At 32.8% G+C, this 21,861-nt stretch carries 21 protein-coding genes; all 21 read right to left on the bottom strand.

Going from position 1 to position 21,861, the window contains the following annotated elements; translation table 11 throughout:
- Positions 1–55 precede the first annotated feature (55 nt).
- The 21 genes from AC2D6V_RS01510 to tamL all read right to left on the bottom strand — a co-directional run bounded on the left by AC2D6V_RS01510 (position 56) and on the right by tamL (position 21,821).
- Positions 56–808 carry a type 1 glutamine amidotransferase domain-containing protein gene (locus AC2D6V_RS01510; protein ID WP_484646271.1) on the bottom strand — a complete coding sequence of 251 codons (753 nt, stop codon included), beginning with the start codon at positions 806–808 and terminating at the stop codon, positions 56–58.
- Between the two features lie 208 nt (positions 809–1,016).
- Positions 1,017–1,709: a DUF4386 domain-containing protein gene (locus AC2D6V_RS01505; RefSeq protein ID WP_484646270.1), complete on the bottom strand. Its 693-nt coding sequence runs from the start codon at positions 1,707–1,709 to the stop codon at positions 1,017–1,019.
- Positions 1,710–1,716: 7 nt separating this feature from the next.
- Positions 1,717–2,250, bottom strand: a complete 534-nt coding sequence (locus AC2D6V_RS01500; RefSeq protein WP_484646269.1) for an NADPH-dependent FMN reductase — start codon at positions 2,248–2,250, stop codon at positions 1,717–1,719.
- Positions 2,251–2,255: 5 nt separating this feature from the next.
- Positions 2,256–2,708 carry a DoxX family protein gene (locus tag AC2D6V_RS01495; protein ID WP_484646268.1) on the bottom strand — a complete coding sequence of 151 codons (453 nt, stop codon included), beginning with the start codon at positions 2,706–2,708 and terminating at the stop codon, positions 2,256–2,258.
- 21 nt (positions 2,709–2,729) lie between these two features.
- Complete coding sequence (locus AC2D6V_RS01490) at positions 2,730–3,374, bottom strand: hypothetical protein (protein WP_484646267.1); 645 nt, start codon at positions 3,372–3,374, stop codon at positions 2,730–2,732.
- A gap of 53 nt (positions 3,375–3,427) precedes the next feature.
- The gene (locus tag AC2D6V_RS01485) at positions 3,428–4,015 is read right to left on the bottom strand and encodes a Crp/Fnr family transcriptional regulator (protein WP_484646266.1); all 588 of its coding nucleotides are present in this window, start codon (positions 4,013–4,015) and stop codon (positions 3,428–3,430) included.
- Between the two features lie 211 nt (positions 4,016–4,226).
- Entirely contained in the window at positions 4,227–4,841 is a 615-nt protein-coding gene (locus tag AC2D6V_RS01480) for an alpha/beta hydrolase (protein ID WP_484647501.1), read from the bottom strand.
- 9 nt (positions 4,842–4,850) lie between these two features.
- On the bottom strand, positions 4,851–5,069 hold the full coding sequence (locus tag AC2D6V_RS01475; protein ID WP_484646265.1) for a hypothetical protein: 219 nt from the start codon (positions 5,067–5,069) through the stop codon (positions 4,851–4,853).
- A 171-nt stretch (positions 5,070–5,240) separates the two neighbouring features.
- Entirely contained in the window at positions 5,241–5,963 is a 723-nt protein-coding gene (locus AC2D6V_RS01470) for a DUF6090 family protein (protein WP_484646264.1), read from the bottom strand.
- Between the two features lie 207 nt (positions 5,964–6,170).
- Complete coding sequence (locus AC2D6V_RS01465) at positions 6,171–6,959, bottom strand: DUF6090 family protein (RefSeq protein WP_484646263.1); 789 nt, start codon at positions 6,957–6,959, stop codon at positions 6,171–6,173.
- A gap of 166 nt (positions 6,960–7,125) precedes the next feature.
- Positions 7,126–7,533, bottom strand: coding sequence for a putative quinol monooxygenase (locus tag AC2D6V_RS01460; protein WP_484646262.1), 408 nt, complete (start codon positions 7,531–7,533; stop codon positions 7,126–7,128).
- Positions 7,534–7,714: 181 nt separating this feature from the next.
- The gene (locus AC2D6V_RS01455) at positions 7,715–8,620 is read right to left on the bottom strand and encodes a TolB-like translocation protein (RefSeq protein ID WP_484646261.1); all 906 of its coding nucleotides are present in this window, start codon (positions 8,618–8,620) and stop codon (positions 7,715–7,717) included.
- A 425-nt stretch (positions 8,621–9,045) separates the two neighbouring features.
- On the bottom strand, positions 9,046–9,582 hold the full coding sequence (locus AC2D6V_RS01450; protein WP_484646260.1) for a hypothetical protein: 537 nt from the start codon (positions 9,580–9,582) through the stop codon (positions 9,046–9,048).
- 340 nt (positions 9,583–9,922) lie between these two features.
- Positions 9,923–10,882 (bottom strand): hypothetical protein, encoded by a 960-nt coding sequence (locus AC2D6V_RS01445; protein ID WP_484646259.1) that lies wholly within the window; start codon positions 10,880–10,882, stop codon positions 9,923–9,925.
- A gap of 208 nt (positions 10,883–11,090) precedes the next feature.
- Positions 11,091–12,542: a T9SS type A sorting domain-containing protein gene (locus tag AC2D6V_RS01440; protein ID WP_484646258.1), complete on the bottom strand. Its 1,452-nt coding sequence runs from the start codon at positions 12,540–12,542 to the stop codon at positions 11,091–11,093.
- 189 nt (positions 12,543–12,731) lie between these two features.
- A complete protein-coding gene (locus AC2D6V_RS01435; protein WP_484646257.1) occupies positions 12,732–13,850 on the bottom strand; it encodes a tyrosine-type recombinase/integrase in 1,119 nt (372 codons plus the stop codon).
- 111 nt (positions 13,851–13,961) lie between these two features.
- Positions 13,962–16,220: a polyribonucleotide nucleotidyltransferase gene (locus tag AC2D6V_RS01430; protein WP_484646256.1), complete on the bottom strand. Its 2,259-nt coding sequence runs from the start codon at positions 16,218–16,220 to the stop codon at positions 13,962–13,964.
- A 321-nt stretch (positions 16,221–16,541) separates the two neighbouring features.
- On the bottom strand, positions 16,542–16,811 hold the full coding sequence (gene rpsO, locus AC2D6V_RS01425) for a 30S ribosomal protein S15 (protein WP_484647500.1): 270 nt from the start codon (positions 16,809–16,811) through the stop codon (positions 16,542–16,544).
- Between the two features lie 128 nt (positions 16,812–16,939).
- Positions 16,940–17,797, bottom strand: a complete 858-nt coding sequence (gene accD, locus AC2D6V_RS01420) for an acetyl-CoA carboxylase, carboxyltransferase subunit beta (RefSeq protein ID WP_484646255.1) — start codon at positions 17,795–17,797, stop codon at positions 16,940–16,942.
- 242 nt (positions 17,798–18,039) lie between these two features.
- Positions 18,040–19,107, bottom strand: coding sequence for a class II fructose-bisphosphate aldolase (fbaA, locus tag AC2D6V_RS01415; protein WP_484646254.1), 1,068 nt, complete (start codon positions 19,105–19,107; stop codon positions 18,040–18,042).
- A gap of 188 nt (positions 19,108–19,295) precedes the next feature.
- Complete coding sequence (tamL, locus tag AC2D6V_RS01410) at positions 19,296–21,821, bottom strand: translocation and assembly module lipoprotein TamL (RefSeq protein WP_484646253.1); 2,526 nt, start codon at positions 21,819–21,821, stop codon at positions 19,296–19,298.
- Between the last annotated feature and the right edge of the window lie 40 nt (positions 21,822–21,861).

The raw sequence follows: 21,861 nt of genomic DNA, 5'->3' as shown, positions 1-21,861 counted from the left end.
CATTTATTGAAGTATTCAATTATTACTTGTTATTTACCACAGTACTTTGTTGGCATTACCTTTCTATTTGTTTAATCATTTCTTTTGCAACTATTGCCGAAGAGGGCAGAAACATGGTCGACACAATTCTTTTGTCAATTACTAAATCATGTTTATCTTTCAAATCGCTTTTTGTTTGAAATATTCCTCCATTATCCCTTAACTGATCCTCTAGCATTACTGGTAATAATGTTCCTTCTTTAGCCCAATTTTTAGTAATTTCAGTTGAATTTGGAAAACCAGTCACTTTCTTCCCTTTTACCATGTATTCACCATTACTAAGTTTGACATTTGCAAAAGCACCGGGTCCGTGTCCACAACCTCCTACTATTCCTACATTTTCATAAATATTGGCTATAATTGATAATAAATTTTCGTTATTTGCCACATCAAATAGTGGTCCATATCCACCACCAATAAAAACGGCTTTGTAGTTTTTATAATCTATTAGGTCAGGTGTAAGTGAATTTTCAACATTACCATTAAAATTTTCATACTTTATAGTATAACTGCTAATTCCTAAAGGATCCATTGAAAAAGGGACTTTTCCACCAGTTGGTGAAACAAAATCAACTTCATATCCATGAGAAACAAAAATATGATAAGGAGGAGCTACTTCCCAAAGGTTGTTTCCAGCAAAATGTTTTTCTGGGTCACCCATGTCTTCTGTATTTGATACTATAATTAATATTTTTCCTTTTTCAGTTTTCTCAATTTTACAGGAAACAAAAATTAATAATATTAGTAAAGCCAAAAGTGTTTTCTTCATTTTTTGATTGATTTATAATTATTATTTTTCAAAGTAATAGTGTTGGCAAATGACTAACTGGTTTTAAAAGGATAAAATTTTGTTAGAAAAGCATTAACTTTTTTTATTATTCATACACCAAAATTAATCAGTTAATTTTTCAATAATCTTAAGGAATCTTAAGAAAATTCACCTATCTCCAATTATGACTAAAAAGAGGTTCTTGGGGTTATACAAATTTTGCATTTTGCAGTCCCTTTTGTTTTTTAAACCCTTTAATTAGTAGCCAAACCGTAAAAGAAAACTCACCAATTACTGATGGCATAATCACGATAACTTCGAAAATTTCTTTATAATCAAAATAATTTGGCATGAATAATTTAGCCATCCCGTCTATAATGTAACCTATTGCTGCTAGAAACAATAACAGGCCTAGAGCTTTCGGGATGTAGTGTGATTTTATGGCTAGGTAGCCTACAACAATTAAATGGATACCAAAAAGCAATAATCCAACAGTCCATAGTGTGTCAAAATCTAATAATAGCTTCAATACACGATTCTGTAAGGCTACAGAATTGCTTGCATTAAATGTTAGCTGGTAAATATTCCATAGCTTAAATAAGGCAATACCAAAAAATAGGGTGTGTAACAACCTAAAAAATGAAGCCAAATAAGAGATGTTTTTACTTATCGATTTTGTCAAACCAAAAAGTGACCAAACCAAAAGGGCATCAAAAAACAACATCATAACAAACCCAAGTATTCCGTTTCCGAATTGTGAATGATTATTAATAAAATTTGTTGTTGTAATTGATGGATTATTAATATCTAAAAGGCTTTCAAGCACTGCAAAATTCGCATAAAAGCCAGATATAAAAATCATTAAATAAGCTATTCCTGAAATTTTTGCAATTTGTTTCATAATGGTTTTATTTAATTGTTGTTTGAAATTTATTAACCTTGGTAAGAATGTCATTTTTCAAACTTACATCATTAATTTCACCGTTATTGAAATTATCATAGAATGAAGGCAATGAAAACGTATCTGTGATGCTAGCTCCCATAAACGGGAAATAGTCATTTGCCAATTGTAATACAGTTGCACCACCTCTGCCTCCTGGTGAGGCTGCCATTAACAACATGGGTTTTTCTCTCCATATTTTCATGTTTACACGAGATAACCAGTCTATCGTATTTTTGAATACTGCTGCATAAGACCCATTATGTTCGGCGAGGGATACTATAAATCCATCAGCAGTATTTAATAACTCGTCTAGTCTTTTAACTGAAGTCGGAATACCATTTTCAGCTTCAAAATCAGCACCATAAATAGGTAAGACATAATCGTTTAGGTCAATTGAAATAATATCTGCATTTTCTAATAAACCATTGGTATAGGTTATTAAACTTTTGTTGATAGATTTTTGACTATTGCTCCCTGCTATTGTGATTATTTTTTTCATTATTACTATTTTTTATAGATTAAATTATCTATTGACCATTTTCCACTACCATTAACTATTATGGTTAAGGCAAGACCGATGACTAGAAGAGAATATTCGTAACCTTCACCAGCTTGATTACCAAACCAATTCATAAAAAAGCCATGTTCTAACTGTGTAGTATAAATGATTCCAATGAACATTCCTGTAAGTGATAATGCCCAAAACTTGCTGAAGAATCCTAGAATTAGTGATATAGAGCCGAAAAATTCAATCATTATTATTGAGAAAGCTACAATACTTGGTAATCCCATTTGTGTTGTAAATGATTCCATTGTTGCTGAATAACCATACCCTCCAAATAGTCCCAGTAATTTCTGTGCACCATGAGGAAATATTACTAAACCAAGTGTTAATCGTGCAATGCTAAATCCAATATTTGGATTTGTCGTTAAAAGTGTTTTTACTAAATTTTTCATAATGTTTAATATTTAAATTGTTTATAAAATTTTTCGGTAATACAAACCGAAAGATGATTTTTCTATAGGGCTAGGCCCATACTGGTCAAAGTCCAGACCAACACCAAATTGGTGCCCGTTAAAGGATACTCCTGCACGTAATTGCTGAAAACTTCTTGAATGCGTTTTAAACTCGTCCTTGACCGTTAAAAACTGTCCGTTTAACCAAAGAAATGATTTGTGATTAATGGGTATGTTAAACTGAAACTGTGCAAACACTTCGGCATAGCTAGCGTCCGTTTGTTGAGAATGGGCAACTGTGGGAATTAATACAAATACTATTCGTGAATTTTTTAGTGTGAATTTTGCTGAGAAGCGTTCAGAATACCCAGCAACACTATTATAATATAAAGATGGACCAATTGTTATATGCTTATTAATGTTCCAGAATAAAGTTGGTTGCACACCTATCTCATCAAAGCCTTGGTTTTCTTCATCTCTAAATTTTTGAAAGAAGGCCAAGGTATTAATGTTTAGAGTCTTGCTCTCATTAACATTATAACTTGAGTATAAAGTAAAATCTGTTTTATCAAAACCTGAAAACAGTTCTACTTGTGTAAACTGTGCTTGCAAATAGTTAGCAAACCCAAATGTTAAAAACGATGTAATGATTACTATTTTTTTCATGCTTCAAAATTCCAATATGAATACATGAAAAAAAATGAACTAGTTTAAGATTTTTACATCCCGTTGACTTTTGAAATAATTTTACTCATAAATTCTGGCGTAATACCAATATAACCTGCTAAGTCTTTTTGGGTAATTCTATTGACGATTTTTGGATATTTCTTTTTAAAGACTATATATCTTTCTTCTGCGGTTAAGGATATACCATGGTTAGAACGTCTTATGTAGCTTATGAGTGACCTTTGATATAGTATACGATAAAACTTTTCAAATTTTGGTATTTCTTGAAAAAGTAAATCATAATTAGCTCTAGAGATACCTAATAATTCCGAATCTTCAGTAGCCTTAATAAAATAACGTGATGGCTGCTTGGTTATAAAACTGGCCAAGTCTCCTGTCCAATAATCTTCAACAGCAAACATAGATATATGAGGTGCTCCATCTTCATCTAAAGTATATACTTTTAAGCAGCCTTTAGTGATAAAATACTCGTATTTAGTAATTTCTCCTGCTTGTATTAAATAGGCCTTCTTTTTTACTTTTATTTCTGTAAGCAAAGAAATATACTTCTGTTTTTCAAGCTCGGTTAAATCAATAAACCTGTTAACATTTTTAATAATTAGTTCATGTGAGTACTCCAATTTCAAGATGGTTTTTCTACTTTATTCAAAATTATGTTGCCTTTATTCAGGACGGGTCAAATGTTACACAACGTGTTTGTGTATGATTTCGTTGCGTGGTTTAGGAACTAAATTTAGCAAATAAATCAGAAATAGAAAGTCCGCGAGGACTTTCGTAAGTAGGCTATAACCAGCAATGAATTATACACGTTGTTATGTAACGTTTTATTTATTATTTTTTCATTACAAAGTCACTTATAAGTTTTACAATCATATCATCATTATCTAGAATTGCAGTGAGTAGTGTAGCGTGGGTTCTATTTGGCACCTCTTTTGTAAATACATGAAGATTACCCGCCGCTGTCATTGCAGCAGCAAATCGTTCGTTCTGTTCTTTTCTCCAGGCATCGTCACCATCGGCGTAGATAAGTAAAATATTATCTCGATTACTTAAAATATGAGGTGTTACGGAGGCTTGCATCCAATTTTGCGGATTATTACCCCAAATGGTCTCGTAAATTGAATCTCTTTGGATACGGTCTTTTGCTGTGTCTTCAACATAAAGAAAAGGACTAATTAAGATAGCACCTCTGATCTTAGACTGCTCGATGCTATGGGCTTGTAATACTGAAAAATCAATTGCAAGGAGTGCAGCGAGATAAGCTCCAGCGGAATGGCCAGCCACGTAGACCTTTTTGGGATTTCCGCCATATCTCTCTATGTTATTGATTACCCATGCTGTTGCAGCTGCTGCGTCATTCAAATGAGCTGGATGTTGAAAATCAGGAGACAACCGATAGTTGACGCTAACCAGACCGATTCCAGACTGAGCTACTTTATGACCGATATCCTTGCCTCAACTTTTATTTCCCATTAAAAGAGCTCCTCCATGGAAATAAACAATAACTGGAGCATCTTTTTTACCTTCAGGCATGTAGATATCTAAAAAATCCTTGTTGTCATTGTAAACAGAATCAGCAATATAATCTATGTCTTCGGTGATAATGACCTGTGCATTCACAAGTACTGTACTTAGGATAATTAATAGTGAAGTAATGTAAAATTTTAGGTTCATGTTTCTTTTGATTTTCGTTTATGTTACATAACGGTTGGGCTATGGTTTCGGCGTGGAATCGTCCGTAGGATTATTCCGCAGAGAAACCAGCTTAAATATAGGTTTTACTTTTGGTTTTTGTACAGTCGCCACGCTGAATTATAGCTATTGTTAGCCTTTCGTTATTCTATTTTAAGTATCGTTTTCTTTCAAAATTAATATGGTCTTCTTAGACATTTCTTTTATTATTTCACCTCTTCTCTCAATAAAGTAATAGAGCTCCATATTTCTATTAAGACTTAAGTGTTGGTGGATAAGCCATTGTAATTTATTGTTTTCACTGGCTGTTTTTCCAAGCTTATCAAAAAAATCATCTGGATAACCCAAGAATCTATTTCTTTCATTCATTTCACTGAGAGAGCTACTAATAACTTTTTCTATAATTAGTTGTAATTGTTCATGTTCAGAAGATAAATCAATGAGTAAGTTACGTTGAGTTTTATTTAATAAGTTTGTATTACCAGAGGATTGCATATCCAAAAATGTATGATTGACGGGAATATATCTTAAATAGCCAGCTCTAATATTTTTAGAACTATCAATGAATTTTTCTATCGGAGCAATAGCTTGATTAAAATAGGAGAAATAATTATTTACGTTCATTTTATAATCATTTGCTTTTAAAATTAACGTATTGATATTTAGAGTATCAATTACAAGGTCATTTACTATTTCATTGATGTAATTTTGAGCACTTAACTTTGTTTTCCTGTCTTCATTCCAATTATTAATATTTAAAGCAATTAAAATTCCAATTACTACCAAAATAATTTCACCTATCGCGTAAATGATGTATTTACTAAGTTTATTTTCGGTCAATAATCTTTGTCGAATCTTTCTAAAGAATTTTATCATTGTTTAATGGTTGGTCATAATGAAGGCTAACGTGTTCGTGTACGATTTGTGCGGCTGAGAATCCGCAGGATTTTCAGAAGTAGCAAATCAGATTATTAAATATATAACTTTTAATTGAAGTTCGAGTGCTAGCTTAAATTATACACGTTGTTAGCCTTTCGTTATTTCCATTCTTTGAGAAGAGATTTACCATTTTGTCTAAAGAATTTAATCATTATTAACAATTTCAAGATTATCTCGTAGCATTGACTGTATCTTTTCTGCTTGTTTTAGTAAGCGTTTTTGTGAGTTCAAAATCCACCAAGAACCAGAGTAATACTGCGATAATAGATTATAGAATTCAATTTTTAATGGATGCGTTTTTGATAATGCCCAAAATGGCATAGGCGGTAAATCTAATTCATGTATGCCTATATCAGAATTCCATGACTTTGTAGTTTTTGTTCTGTCCAGATGCTTCTGGAAAAAGGGACTATAATCATTATTCCAGAAATGCACAGGGCCTCTGTCTTCAATATCATTAACAAATTCTAAATATTCATAAAAACCTACTACGACATTTCTCAAAGAATCATTTGTAATATTTTGCAATCTACCTGATGACTCCATTTCTGAAAACGCAGATGTATTTAATAAGGTAAATGACAAACTGAACGTCCTTCCTAACTTGGAATAAATGGAATCAATAACTTGTGGATTTAAAATAGGTTCATTTAAATGGTCTATAGCGTAATTAACAGCATTTAATGTGACTTTTCTATCTTCAATTTTCCTTAAAAGAATTCCTTCATTAATCTTCGCTTCTGTTAGTAATGCATTGAGATATTTTCCTTCTTCAATTTTTGCTATACGATTCTCATTCCAGTTGTTTATCTGTAGTGCAATCAAAATACCAATTACTACAAGTATAATTTCTCCAATAGCATAAATCAGATACTTACTAAATTTATTTTCAGTCAATAATCTTTTTCGAATTTTTCTAAAGAATTTCATCATTGGTTATTGGTTGGTCATAATGAAGGCTAACGTGTTCGTGTATGATTTGTGCGATTGAGAATCCGCAGGATTTTCCATCGTTGCAAATCAGTTGTTTAAATATATAAATTTTAAATTGAAGTAGTAGGTTAGCATTAATTATACACGTTGTTGGCAGCTGGCTTAACTATTTAAAAATTTTCTCTATTGTCCATTGTGATATTTCTGGAGGCCCAGCTAAGAAATTTCTAGAGTTAGCAATGAACTCCTTCAAATGAGCCGTATTCATGTGTTCTGTATTATAGTAAGACTCGCTACTCCATTCTTCATACAATAAGATGTTTGTATCGTCCTTTAGGTCGACATGAAGCTTAATCTTTATGAAATGAGGTTCCTCTTTTACTTGTTCGATGAGATGGTTCAATTCAGACAGCGCAACACCTCCCTTATCTGGTTGAGCTTTATACTTTACAAGAACTGAGATATTATCTGATTCAACATTAGCAGACTGATTTTCTGGGTTATTACATCCGACTATGATACATACCATAATCAGATAGGATAATCTGATAGGAAATTTTATAATAGGATTCATATCTGTATTATTTTATGGTTTAAAAAGTATATTTTTCCTGCTTGCTGCCAACGTGTTGGTGTATGATTTCGTTGCGTGTTTCAGCAACTAATTTAGCAAATACAAACCGAATAGAAAATCCGCGAGGATTTTCGTAAGTAGGCGAGTACTAGCAATGAATTATACACTTTGTTGGCAGTAGTTATTTTTTTAGTTTTTCTATAACCTTTGTACTTACCCAAAAAATATCTACATTTTCAAAATCGTCTGAACCTACATTTCTACTAAAGAAAAGGTATTTACCATCTGGGGTTATACTTGCTGAAGCTTCCCATGCTTCGGTGTTTATGTTTTCTCCTAAATTAATTCCATTACCCCAAGTGTCATCTTTTTGTTTAAAACTGATATAAATGTCAGATTCACCAAAACCATCTTCCCTTTCAGCATCAAATAACAAATACGATTCATCTGGTGCTATAAAAGGATGGCTTAAAAAAGTTCCTGTGTTTATTGCTTTTGGTAAAGCTATTGGTTCTTCGTGCTTTCCATCTATCAAACGGGAATAACGAATTGGAAAAGTTGAATCATTCTCTTTATAGGTGTCAAAATAATATGTACCATTTGCGGATGATGAAAGACGCATAATATACATAGAATCATTGCTTACAGTTGGAGGTTCAAGAGTCTGTAATTCAGACCATCCAGATTCCGTTCTTTTTAGATATCTGTCACCTAAATGCATGGTTTCACCGTCTGGTGAAATTACTGGTCGTCCTATCCATGGAGATGCTACTTCTGATTTTTCCCACATCCCATTAATTTCATTGTATTTGTATTCGTAAAAAGCTGATTCTTTAGTTTCTTCTCCTCTTCTAATAAAATAAAATGCCCTCATATCTGGGGTAAATGCGCCATCGTACTCATATATTTCTGTAGATACAAGACCTGGAGCAAATGGTATAGGATTTAATCCGGGGGGCTTTTGACCAAGATATGGATTTACTATGGTCAATGAATCGCTTTCCTTCGTATTGGATTTCTCAGTTTTGCAAGCATTTAATAATACGACCAACGCAAGGGCTGAAATTTTTATTATGTTATTTGTCAATGTTCAATTTGTTTTAATTACTGCCAACGGTTTTGTGTATGGTTAGTTGCGTGTTTGAGCAACTAATTTAGTAAACAAAAACGAACGCGAGAAAATTCCGAAGGAATTTTCCAGATGAGCACTTGCCAAAGCAATTAATTATACACGGTGTTAGCATACGTTATATTTAATTGCTTCACCTAATTTCTGTTGTTCAATTTATTTTTTGGAGTGTTAATTTAATCTGAGCACATTTTACCAAAAGGTTTTGTAACAAATTATGGTAACAAGTAAAAAAATTAAAATTTTATGCATTCTTTTACTTCTATTAAAAATGTATTATTCAATCGATTCCAAACTTTATAAGTAAAGGAGGCATTGAAATTCAAAAAAAATCATTCCAAGCAACTAGTGCTTAGAATGATTTTTAAATGTATAAGTATTATTTAATATGTTAATGTTCCTTTACCACTCAAAGTAAATGTTCCGCCAAACTCGGTGTCAAATATAACCACTACGGATTCATTAAATTCTCCAGTGGCGTTTTCAAACCGTCCAGTTCCGCCATCGAAGACCAATACCTCTTCAAATGAGGTTGGAGAAGTCCACAGAATATAACTGTGAGTGCCATGCAATACATCACCATTCGCGGCTGTAAGTGTGAGTGTTCTTGTTCCTAAGTCATTTCCTTCTCCATTAAAACACCATTCCTCTAACATCGTACTGAGTCCTAGATGTGTTGCTGTTCCTTCGCCAAGAGCATTTAGAACTACAGCTGGGCAAGTTACACCATCACCTGGAAATAAATTAAAATCACCTTCTGCGTTAATTTTAAAGGGACGAGTGACAGCCTTTTCTATAGAACTTCTCTGTAACTCTAACGTTTGTTCGGTTAAATCAGCTTCATCTGTGATTAGTGAATCACTACTACAGGCATACAAAGTAGCGACTGACAGCATCAGAATTAAAATTCGATTTTTCATAATTAATTGGTTTAAGTTAATAAAAATTGATTTTGCTATTATTAATTCTTATTCGCCGCTTCAACGCAGTTAAAATAGTTTCTAGAAGGACTCTAGAGTAGGAAGTTTATTAGAACAAAAAAGTAGAGTGTTGGAATTTTGTTGAAATAAAAATAGAGATTAAATTGCTGAAAACCAAATATTTATTAAGATTTTAATGGATGCTAACGGTCCGGCTATGAGTAGTTGCGTGGTTTAGCACTTAACTTTGCAAGTACACACCAAGTTGGAAATTCCGCAGGAATTTCCAAAGCAGGCGAGAATAAGCAATTACTTATAGCTATTGTTGTGTGCAGTTTTTTTAATTATCATTTACAGCAAAAGTTTTTAGCATGCCCTTTTCATCTGCTTTTGGTGTCTCAGAAATCAAAAGATAGTTGCCAGACTCTAAATCTACTTCAAAATAACCTATTTCGCCAGCTTCACAATTGTTCATTCCACCCAAAAAAGTAAAGCCTTTTGGTGTAGGTGTTCTTAATCCAGTAGGATTCATCCAATTCATCCAGTAGACCAAAGAATCAATGTTTGCTGAAGCGTCATATTTAATTAAATTAACATCGTGACCAGAAAAATGCTCATGAGGAACTTGGTCAATAAATTCTACTTTAAACTTATTTTTGCCTAATTTAGGTTGCGCATCAAAAACATATCCATCTATACTTGATACACTGATATTATGATCGGCCTCATCCGGAGAAAAATTTGTAGTTTCATCAACTACGGTTATAAACTTCCACATACCATGTGATGTATGCCATTCGCCATTAATAGCCTTTACATAACATTCCATCATATACTTTCCAGGTTCCAAATGTATACTTGATACTGCTGTTTTACCTGGCGATATTAATCCTGTTCCACCAAATCGTTTTACATCATTAAACCAAGCAGGTATTTTGCCAAATGCAGCCATCGCGCTATCAGCTTTTTCTTCAATTAGAAACTTCAAACCATCTTCAAATGGAGGTAATAAATGGTCTTTGATATCGCTCTTTACGATTGAGTCAGAAGGTAGTTTATCCATTATGAAAAAATGCACTTCGCCAGACAGGTTTTTATAGGCAAAGGTATTCCATCCAGATTTTAAGGTGTCTGCTGTCTGGAAATCCATACTTCTGGTAATAACTTCAATAATGTTGTTTTCTTTTTTTTCAGTTTCTGCTTGAACATTTTGTTTTTTATCGGTTTTACAGGCAATTGTAAAAAGTATTAATAAAACTATACCAAAATGCTGATGATTGATTTTATTGAGTGTTTTCATTCTGTTTTTCAATTAGTTAGTATTTTTTAAAATTACAAAATAAATTGTTTGTCTCCAATTTTTCTCAAATTGTTGCCAACGTTCAGTATAATAGCAGTAGCGGATTTAAAAGCACTTACCTTTCGGTAAGCAAGGTAATTATTTAAATGCAAAATCGGTTCGAGTTTACACCCAAACCGCTATTGCTTTTATACCTTGTTGGCATTAGTTATTCTTTTATAATCTTTCTTGTTGTACTTCCAGAATCTGTTTGGATGAACAATAAATAAACACCTGATGATAGGAAAGAAGTATTCACAGTGTATTCAATTGAACTAGAGTTGTCAATAAACAATTCAGAACCACTCATGTCTAATATTTTAATAGTTTCAATCAAATGTGATTCCTCAACTTTAATATTAACTACGTCCTGAACTGGATTAGGGTAGGTTTTAACAATGTTGTCTAGTAAAGAATATTCATTAATACTTAAAGCTGAAAAATCTACAACAGCCAATTCATCATATTGAGGTTTAAAACCATCATTAATACCGAATAAATGTCTTTGAGTTACGTTGCCGTTTAAAGGATTATATTCTATAATACTTCCATTGTTTATTAGACCACCTGAACATGTTAAATAAAATCTCCCATTTGAAGATTCAGTAAATACACCTTTTGGTTGAGCCCCTTCTAGGTCTAATGTGTGAATAAAAGAAACATTGTTATTATTAATGTCAAGTGTGAAAAGAGTACCTGAATTTACATCAATTACATTCTCCTGTGGTGTTGAGGAATAAAGAACTCCATTCTCTTCAATAAAACCACCTTCTGGATAATAACCTTCATTCGAAATACCCGCACTCATTTCAAATAATGTTTGATAACCAGTACCATCCTTATTTATTTTAAAAACAACACCTGCTCCAGTTCCTCCTGCTTGTGAGCAACCATACAAAACACCATTAGAAGCTTCAAAAAGGGTGTTATTAAGCGCATTATCGTATTGATCTTTTTCATCGATACCGCCTATTGAACTGTGCAACCTATTAAGCGTTCCATTTGTTATGTCATACTGAACGACTGCTCCAAAGCCAAATTCCGCACCATTATTAGTTGTTATGTATAGATTGCCATCTGATGCTTCCAATAACTTTGATTTCGGTTGACCATAAAAAGATGTTAATGTATAAAGAACAACAATTTCAGAGCTAACTGGATCGAAAGACGATAAAACTCCTTCAAGAGCGTCCAAACCATTTAGTGAGCTTACAAAATAAAGTTTACCATTCATGCTCAGTGTGGGTGAATGATTGAAGAAAGACCCAATAAGTGATTTGTCATCTATAAATTCAATTACATTCAAATTATTGGTTAGTGGATCAAACTCATAAAAAGTACCAAAAGCTATAGTTGCTCCAGCATTTACAATTTGTCCTCCAGTCGTTGTAAAACCATACAACTTGTTGTTAGCTAGTGTTAATCCTCCAAATGGATTTCCTCCAGTAGCAGAGGTGAAATCAAAAAGATTTTGAAAATTTTGACCGTTTTCATCAACACGGTAAATAGTTCCTAAATTATTTGCGCCTCCTTCTGAAGTAGTTCCATACATATATGTTTGTGCATTAGCAAACCCACATATAAATACTACTAAAAATAGTCCAAGTAAATTTTTCTTCATAATTAATTGATTTTTAGTTTAAAACATAAAGTTATTCTTTTTTTATTAATGCCAACTTGTTTATATGCGTATGTTTGTTCAGTATATTATGCTATATTGGATAACTATGCTGAAGTTTTGATTGTTTTGATTGAGTATATTTAATTTTATTTTTGTAGAAAAATTCATATAAATAAATGTAATGCTATTTTATAAATTATCAAAAGGATTTTTTATGTTTCTAATGCTAGTTTGACTTACGTGAGTATAAATCATTGTGGTTTTTGTGCTGTTATGGCCTAATAAAGATTGTATGTATCTAATATCTGTTCCATTTTCAAGTAAATGAGTGGCAAAACTATGACGTAAGGTGTGTAGCGTAACAGGTTTGGTAATGTTGGCTTTATTTGCCGCTTTTTTTAAAATGTTCTGAGCACTTGATGTACTATATAAATTCCCAGATTGTCCCTCAAATAAATAATCTTTTGGTTTATAAGTTTTGTAATATAAGCGCAGTAATTCTAAAAATTTTGGAGAAAGAAGTGTGTATCTATCTTTTTTGCCTTTGCCAGATTTTATGTGTATTAGCATACGTTTACTATCAATGTCTGTTACACGCAACTGCAATGCTTCTCCAATACGTAAACCTGCCGAATAAATAAGGGAGAGTAGGGTTTTATGTTTTAAATTTGTAATGCTATCTAGCACGTTTTTAACTTCAAAATCACTTAATACTTCAGGTAATTTTTTGGGCTTCTTTGGGCGTTCAATTGTAAAATTTGAGAGCGAAACCTCTATATAATCTAAATATTTTTTAATACCATTAATACATTGATTTTGATAAGAAATAGATTTGTTAGGTTTTACAATAAAATCATAATTAAACTGTTCAACTAATCTTACGGTTATAGGTTTTTGTTTAAGTTGTGCATACCTTAAAAAGAATGACGTTACTTCAAAATAGGTGTTTACTGTATTGATACTTAGGCGTTTTTGCAGCATCCATTTTTTAAACTTTTCTAATTCTTTTTGTTTAACTTCTAATAAAGTAGGAAGTTTAATGTTTGGAATTTCGCCTTTAATTTTCTGTGTCTTATTTTTTTGTGATGTTATGGCACTATAATTTACATACCAATTTTTACGTCTTAGTATGTTGTATAACATTTGTTTATTTGAAAAGGTGTTCTCTATATAAAACGTTTTATGTGTTTTACTCCAATTCACACCTTCAATAGAGCTAATGTAGTTTTTAACAGTAAGATTAAACTCAAAACTTATGGAAATTACATGTTGGTTTTTATGAAATAAAGGTAAGAGTGTTATAACCATGAAAAGAAATATTAAAGTACTATTTTATTTACAAATGTAAATAAAAAACCTGTTTCAATCCCGATAGGTATCGAGAGAAACAGGCTTTAATAAATTATTATTTAGAAAGAATTAATCTTCTTTCTTATCTTCTCTTGGTTTTCTATCGTCTCTGCGGTTATCGCGTCCACGATTGTCTCTACCTCTGTTATCACGTCCCCCACGACTGTCTCTAGAGCTGTCTCTTGGCGGTCTTGCAACATAACCTTCTGGTTTAGGTAAAATAGCTTTACGAGATACTTTTTCTTTGCGTGTTCTTGGATCTACACCAAAATACTTCACATCAAAAACGTCACCCATATTTACAACGTCACTTACATTTTCAGTGCGTTCCCAAGCCAATTCACTTACGTGTAATAAAACCTCGTTTCCTGGAGCGTCCATATATTCTACAACAGCACCAAAATCAAGCATTTTAATAACTTTGACTTCGTAAACGCTACCAACAGTTGGTTTAAATAATATAGCATCAATTTTTGCCATTACAGCATCAATACCTTTTTTGCCAACACCTAATATTTCAACAATACCTTCTTCAGTTACTGGATCTTCGTTAATAACGATAGTCGTCTCAGTTTCTTTTTGCATTTCCTGAATTACTTTTCCACCAGGGCCAATTAAAGCGCCTATAAATTCGTTAGGAACACGTCTTGTTACCATTGTAGGCGCATGATCTTTAACATCTGCATTTGGAGTAGCAATTGTTTCAGTCAATTTCTCTAAGATGTGTAAACGTCCATCACGCGCTTGTTTTAGTGCATTCACTAAAATCTCGTATGATAAACCTTTTACTTTAATATCCATTTGGCAAGCCGTAATACCATCTGCAGTACCAGTTACTTTAAAATCCATATCTCCTAAATGATCTTCATCACCTAAAATATCAGATAACACAGCATATTTTCCAGACTCAGCATCAGAAATTAATCCCATAGCGATACCAGAAACAGGTTTCGTCATTTGTACACCAGCATCCATAAGCGCCATAGTACCAGAACAAACAGTTGCCATAGAAGATGAACCGTTAGACTCTAAAACTTCAGAAACTATTCTTACTGTATATGGACAATCTTCAGGAACCATACCTTTTAAAGCACGTTGTGCTAAGTTACCATGTCCTACCTCTCTACGAGATGTTCCACGAATAGGTCTAGCTTCTCCAGTACAAAAAGGAGGGAAGTTGTAGTGTAAATAGAAACGCTCTTCACCTTCGTAAGACGGCATATCTAGTTGGTTTGCATCTCTAGAAGTACCTAAAGTAACTGTTGCTAATGCTTGAGTTTCTCCACGTGTAAAAATTGCCGAACCATGCGTAGAAGGTAAATAATCTACCTCACACCAAATTGGTCTAATTTCGTCAGTTTGTCGCCCATCTAAACGTAAACCTTCGTTTAAGGTTAAATCTCTAATAGCAGCTTTCTCAGCTTTAGAGTAATATTTAGATACTAAATCGCCAAAGTCTTCTAGTTCTTCTTCAGAAAAAGTAGCTTTTATTTCTTCTTTTATTTCAGAAAAAGCAGCACTTCTTTCATGCTTAGATGATCCAGCTTTTGCAATAGCATAAACTTTATCATAAGCCATGTCATGAATTTTCTTAGCTAAATCTTCTTCTTCTCTTTCACCTTCATATTCACGAACATCTTTCTTTCCAAATGCTTCCGCTAATTTTACTTGAGCAGCACATTGTACTTTAATAGCTTCGTGAGCAAATTTAATAGCATCAGCCATTTCTTCTTCAGAAATCTCATCCATTTCACCTTCAACCATCATTACAGAATCAGCAGAAGCACCAATCATCATGTCGATGTCAGATTCTTCTAATTGTGCTCTAGTTGGGTTGATAACGAATTCGCCATTTACACGACCTACTCTAGCTTCAGAGATAGCGCATTCAAATGGGAAATCTGATAATTGAATAGCTGCCGAAGCTGCTAAACCTGCCATAGCATCTGGCATAACATCATCATCATGAGACATTAATTGAATCATCACCTGAGTTTCAGAATGATAATCTTTTGGGAATAGTGGACGTAAAACACGGTCTACTAAACGCATCGTTAAAACTTCACCGTCACTAGGTCTTGCTTCTCTTTTAAAGAAACCACCTGGGTAACGACCTGCAGCAGCAAATTTCTCTCTGTAATCTACTGTAAGTGGTAAAAAGTCCACTGGACTTTGTCTGTAATTGGAAACAACTGTACATAATAACATACATTTTCCAGATTGAACAACAACGCTACCATGCGCTTGCTTTGCTAATTTTCCGGTTTCGATAGAAATTTCTCTACCGTCTCCTAGGTCAATGACCTCTCTAAAAACTTTTGGAATCATAAATTTTTTCTTGTAATTCAAGCACAATCATGCTCAAATTATGTTAAACAATGGTCGTTGTGTTGTGTGTAGTTGTTGTGTGACCAATGAAAAACTATAAATAGCTTCTTCTATTGCGTAATTTATACTCTTACGCTCGAGTTATATTATTTTGGGCTTTTCGCTATATCCTTTTTATTTGTTCTCGTTATATTTTGCTCATATTTCACAAAACACTCGAACTTACATAAAAAATATTTAGTTTATCTAGAGCGCAGTCAAAGGACTACAATCCTGAAGGAAAAACAAAAAAGAGGCTAATGAAAGCCTCTTTTTTATAAATTATTTTCTTAATCCTAATTCTTTAACTATGGCACGATATCTTAAGACATCTTTCTTAGTTAAGTAATCAAGTAAGCTTCTTCTCTTACCTACTAATTTCACTAAAGAACGCTCTGTGTTATAATCTTTACGATTATTTTTTAAGTGTTCTGTTAAGTGATTAATTCGTTGCGTAAATAACGCAATTTGTCCTTCTGCAGAACCAGTATCAGTTTTACCTTTACCGTGTTTTGCAAACATTTCTGCTTTTTCTTCTTTTGATAAATACATGCTAATATTATTGTAAATGATTGTTATGTACACGAAAGCCTTTCTTTCGAGCGGCAAATATAAGAATTTTTAATGATTTGAAAGAGGATATAATAAAAAGAAAAGAGCGACTAATTAGCCGCTCTTTTTTAGGCTCTTAAAGGTTGATTTAAAATCAAATCTAAATATTGATTTACTTTATTTTTTAGTTCTTTACGAAGAGTAATAAAATCTAAGAATCCATGTTCTAATAAGAATTCTGATGTTTGGAAACCTTCTGGCAATTCTTTACCTGTTGTGTCTCTAACTATTCTAGGTCCTGCAAAACCTATTAACGCTCCTGGTTCTGCAATATTTATATCGCCTAACATGGCAAAAGAAGCAGTTGTGCCTCCTGTAGTAGGATCTGTACATAACGAAATGTATGGTATTCCAGCATCTGCTAGCTGTGCTAATTTAACAGATGTTTTAGCTAATTGCATGAGCGATAAAGCTGCTTCCATCATTCTAGCACCGCCAGATTTTGATATAATCATAAAAGGAAGATTATTTTTTAAGGCATAATCTGCTGCTCTGGCAATTTTTTCGCCTACAACACTACCCATAGAACCTCCAATAAATGCAAAATCCATACAGGCAATTACTAATTCTTTTCCTTTAGATTTTCCAACTGCCGAACGAACGGCGTCTTTAAGATTCGTTTTCTCTTGTGCTGCCTTTAAGCGATCGGGATATTTTTTGGTATCAACAAATTTTAATGGATCTTTAGATTCTAAATTGGCATCTAATTCTTTAAATTTATTATCATCAAATAAAATCTCGAAATATTCTTTACTACCAATCCTAACATGGTAACCGTCCTCTGGACTTACATAAAAATTTTGTTCGAGTTCTTTTGTGTCTATTATTTTACCAGTAGGAGATTTATACCAAAGACCTTTAGGGATATCTTTTTTTTCTTCGGTAGACGTTTGTATTCCTTTATCTTTTCTTTTAAACCAAGACATAGAGATTTATGATTTTAAAAATATTGAAGACTTATTCCTTTCAATATTAACGTTAAGGATTTAACCAATCAATTAAAACTGGCTGAATGCAAAATTAAGCCTTTTTTTAATTTAGGAGTAGTACCCAATTGATTTTATTAACCGAAAGTGTGTAACTAATTGTTTTACAGATGGGTAAAAAAAAGACTCTGTTTTAAACAGAGTCTTTAAATATTTAATGCTTGTAGTAAATTTACTTTAATTTATAAAGTGTTTACATTATTCAAATCTTGGAAAGCCTTTTTTAGTCTGGCTACGAAAGTTTTTTCACCTTCACGTAACCAAACTCTTGGATCGTAATATTTTTTGTTTGGAGAATCATCACCATCTGGGTTACCTATTTGAGCTTTTAAATACTCAGATTTAGCGCCCATATAGTCACGAATACCACTCATAAAAGCATATTGTAAATCTGTGTCGATATTCATTTTAATAACACCATAACTAATACCTTCACGAATTTCTTCTACAGTTGAGCCAGAACCACCATGGAATACAAAATCGATGTGATTATGTTCAACACCATATTTTTCTGAAATATGTTCCTGCGAATTCTTTAGAATTTTTGGAGTTAATTTTACATTTCCTGGTTTGTAAACGCCATGCACATTTCCAAATGCAGCAGCAATTGTAAATTGAGGACTTACTTTACTAAGCTCTTCGTAAGCATAAGCTACTTCTTCTGGTTGTGTGTATAATTTAGAATCATCAACATCTGTATTGTCAACACCATCTTCTTCACCACCTGTAATACCAAGTTCAATTTCTAATGTCATACCCATTTTGCTCATACGCTTTAAATAGGTTTTACAGATTTCGATATTTTCTTCAATTGGCTCTTCAGAAAGGTCAATCATATGTGAACTAAACAATGATTTACCGGTTTCAGCGTAATGTGTTTCACTCGCGTCTAATAAACCATCTATCCAAGGCAATAATTTTTTTGCACAGTGGTCTGTATGTAATATAACTGGAACACCATAAGCTTCTGCTAAGGTATGTACATGTTTTGCACCTGCTACAGCACCAGCAATCGCTGCTTTTTGTCCATCGTTGTTTAAGCCTTTACCAGCATTAAATTGAGCACCACCGTTAGAAAATTGAATAATTACAGGAGCATTTAAGTCTCTTGCAGTTTCTAATACACCGTTAATAGTATCTGAACCGATAACATTAACAGCAGGAAGCGCATAGTTGTTAGCTTTTGCATGGTTGAAAATAGCTTGAACTTCTTGTCCTGTAGCTACGCCTGGTTTAATATTGTGTCCCATTTTTTCTTTAATATGATTTCTAAATTAATGAGCAACAAAAGTAATCAAATTTTAAATAAATAACTGTGGTTTTGTAACTTGAAAAGAGTAATGCGGTACTAAAACGTTATAGTTTTTTAAGAATAATTTAATTTAAAAATTAAAAAGAAATTGGATTTTAAGAAAAGTATAAATGCCTATTTCTGTAATTAAAAAGGATAGTTGATTCCTATATTATAAACTGCATTAGCAAAATTATAATCATTAAACCATCTGTTTTTATCGCGATATGAAGGGTCGTAAGTCTTGAATCCTACATCAAAACGAAATACGAAGAAGCTAAAGTCATATCGTAAACCAAAACCAGAGCCGACTGCAATATCTTCTAAAGAATTGAAATTGGTGAATGTAGCTCGATCATCATCAACGTCATCCAAAGCATTCCAAATATTACCAGCATCTATAAAAACAGCACCATTTAGATTTTCGAAAACATTAAAGCGCTGTTCTAAACCTAATGCAATTTTTAAGTTGGCTTCATTAAATTCATTCGATGTTTCAGAACTACCGGGACCTAAACTATAGGCAGTCCAAGCACGATTATCATTAGCGCCACCAGCGAAAAAACTTTTTGAAAAGGGAATGTTTGTAGAGTTACCGTATGGAAGAGCAATGCCAAAATAACTACGCATAGCCAATACATTCTTTTTGCCCAAGTCCCAATGTTTTATATAATCGAATTCGGTTTTTACATATTGAGAGAATGCTACATTAAATATTTCATAGCGATCATCACTATCTTTTTGTAACCCTAATAATTTAGAAGTATTGGCGAGTAAATTACCTGCTAATTCGAGTTTAAAACGAAAAATCGAAAAATCTTCATCAATTAAATTGGTTCTTCCATCCTTTGTTAAACCAAAACTTGATGAAAAAATAAGGTTGTTTTCGGTTAGCCTGCCTTTTCTTTCATCTATACTGTTAATAGTAAGAAGTTGATTGCTTGAAATTTCATTCGGGGTAGGATTAGCCAGGGCGTATTCTATAAAGGTATTAGCTTCATCTGGAATATTTAAACTTGACGATGGATCAATAAAATTTACATCTTGTGCAATTTGGTTGAGTGAGTTAAATGAAGTTTCATAGACCCTGAAATAATTTTCAGCATTCAAATTTCTAACATATTGTACATTAAAAAGGTCTAAGTTATTCGTTATTCTTTCTGAAGGTGACCATTTGTAATTAAAGCTACCGCTAAAGGTTTGTTTATCGAGTCCAATATTTGTTTGATTTGTTGTAGATAAACTTATCCTGGTACTAGGAGACATGTACTTAGGAATTATTTTTTCTGTATTAAATGGCGAAAAAATTCTAGGTATGGTAAGTTTTAAATCAACACCAATTTCATTAATATCAAAAAAGGGGTCGTTTTCGTCATTTTTATCTTTTGATGAACCAACCGAGGCAATTCCAGAAATTTCAAATGTTTCGGCCCCTTTAAAAATGTTACGTATTAAGAGACTCGGGTTTAAACCAAACCCCACCGATTGAATGTTGCTTTGTGACACTTCAGCTCTAAACCCTAAACTAAACTTCTTTAAAGGCGACAGGAAGATATTGGCTGTTAGAGTAGAATCCGTTTCTTCTATATACTTAATGTCTGGATACTTAAAAGTCCGTAGTTCGCTCAAATATCTATAAGAACGTGTTCTGTCAATGTCTTTAAAAACAGTATTTGGGGTAATAAAAATAGCATCGGTTAGCGCTTTGGGCTTGTAACGCATGTCTCCGTAACTATAGAGGTTATAATTCTCGTAGGTTATAGAATCTTTAAAAGGCTTGTTTCTGTTTACAAAAGCATCGTCTGTAATAATATTAACTTTATCAACTTTAAAAATTTTAAACGGGATTCTTAAAAGTGAGTCTGGAGTTCTAATAGCTCGATTCTGAATTTGAACACCAACATTAACATTCTTATTGGTTCCAATAGTATCGATTTCGAAAGTAACATAGTCTTGGTTAAAGTGATACAAACCAGAATTTCTTAATTCATTAGAGATTCGTTCGCGTTCTTGTTCAAAATTTTGAGTCCTATATTGTTCGCCAACTTTAATAAGCGACTTTTTTTCGCTGGCTTCATATAATAATTCAACCAATGGGGAAGTTATTTTTTTAGAAATGGAATCAATTAAAAACCCCTTGCCTGTTGTTATGTAATAGTCAATATTAGCGCGTTTGTTTTCGTCTTTATTAATGTAAAATGTGGCATCCACATCAAACCAACCGTTGTTAAAATAATAATCTCTAAAACGTTTGATGGATTTTCCAGTTTTTTTAGCACTTACAATTACGGGGGCTTCACCTGTTTTTTTTAACCAAGAGTTGAAGCCTTTTCGAGTCTCAACGTCTTTATCAAGTTGCTTGCGAGATAATAATTTTGTTTTACGGGCTACTTTTTCCTCATTATCGTATATCTGTGCTTGTAACGTCGAATCAATATTTGGGCGCGCTGAGTTATAAATATGCAAACGCAACGGTACGCCTAAAATTTTTCTGTTCGGATTTTGATAAAGTAGGTTGTTAATCGTTTCTGAACTTTCCTTTTTGCCATTTACAATAACTTTATTATCAGTAAGCAAATATTCGTTTTCTGAAACTCTTTTCACGGCATCACAAGATGAAAGATATGATGCAAGTACAGCAAGAATTAATATTTTAAAGAGTTGTTGTTTCAAATAAATATGAAATTAATTCAAGTATAAATTGAAAATTGAG

This window comes from Algibacter sp. YIN40 (assembly GCF_057219435.1).
This window is presented reverse-complemented; position numbering and strand designations above follow the sequence as displayed.

Excerpts from the sequence above, each read along its gene's own strand:
- AC2D6V_RS01510 (WP_484646271.1), bottom strand. The coding sequence starts at position 808 with ATGAAGAAAACACTTTTGGCTTTACTAATATTATTAATTTTTGTTTCC.
- AC2D6V_RS01505 (WP_484646270.1), bottom strand. The coding sequence starts at position 1,709 with ATGAAACAAATTGCAAAAATTTCAGGAATAGCTTATTTAATGATTTTT.
- AC2D6V_RS01500 (WP_484646269.1), bottom strand. The coding sequence starts at position 2,250 with ATGAAAAAAATAATCACAATAGCAGGGAGCAATAGTCAAAAATCTATC.
- AC2D6V_RS01495 (WP_484646268.1), bottom strand. The coding sequence starts at position 2,708 with ATGAAAAATTTAGTAAAAACACTTTTAACGACAAATCCAAATATTGGA.
- AC2D6V_RS01490 (WP_484646267.1), bottom strand. The coding sequence starts at position 3,374 with ATGAAAAAAATAGTAATCATTACATCGTTTTTAACATTTGGGTTTGCT.
- AC2D6V_RS01475 (WP_484646265.1), bottom strand. The coding sequence starts at position 5,069 with ATGAACCTAAAATTTTACATTACTTCACTATTAATTATCCTAAGTACA.
- AC2D6V_RS01470 (WP_484646264.1), bottom strand. The coding sequence starts at position 5,963 with ATGATAAAATTCTTTAGAAAGATTCGACAAAGATTATTGACCGAAAAT.
- AC2D6V_RS01465 (WP_484646263.1), bottom strand. The coding sequence starts at position 6,959 with ATGATGAAATTCTTTAGAAAAATTCGAAAAAGATTATTGACTGAAAAT.
- AC2D6V_RS01460 (WP_484646262.1), bottom strand. The coding sequence starts at position 7,533 with ATGAATCCTATTATAAAATTTCCTATCAGATTATCCTATCTGATTATG.
- AC2D6V_RS01450 (WP_484646260.1), bottom strand. The coding sequence starts at position 9,582 with ATGAAAAATCGAATTTTAATTCTGATGCTGTCAGTCGCTACTTTGTAT.
- AC2D6V_RS01445 (WP_484646259.1), bottom strand. The coding sequence starts at position 10,882 with ATGAAAACACTCAATAAAATCAATCATCAGCATTTTGGTATAGTTTTA.
- AC2D6V_RS01440 (WP_484646258.1), bottom strand. The coding sequence starts at position 12,542 with ATGAAGAAAAATTTACTTGGACTATTTTTAGTAGTATTTATATGTGGG.
- AC2D6V_RS01435 (WP_484646257.1), bottom strand. The coding sequence starts at position 13,850 with ATGGTTATAACACTCTTACCTTTATTTCATAAAAACCAACATGTAATT.
- AC2D6V_RS01430 (WP_484646256.1), bottom strand. The coding sequence starts at position 16,220 with ATGATTCCAAAAGTTTTTAGAGAGGTCATTGACCTAGGAGACGGTAGA.
- rpsO (WP_484647500.1), bottom strand. The coding sequence starts at position 16,811 with ATGTATTTATCAAAAGAAGAAAAAGCAGAAATGTTTGCAAAACACGGT.
- accD (WP_484646255.1), bottom strand. The coding sequence starts at position 17,797 with ATGTCTTGGTTTAAAAGAAAAGATAAAGGAATACAAACGTCTACCGAA.
- fbaA (WP_484646254.1), bottom strand. The coding sequence starts at position 19,107 with ATGGGACACAATATTAAACCAGGCGTAGCTACAGGACAAGAAGTTCAA.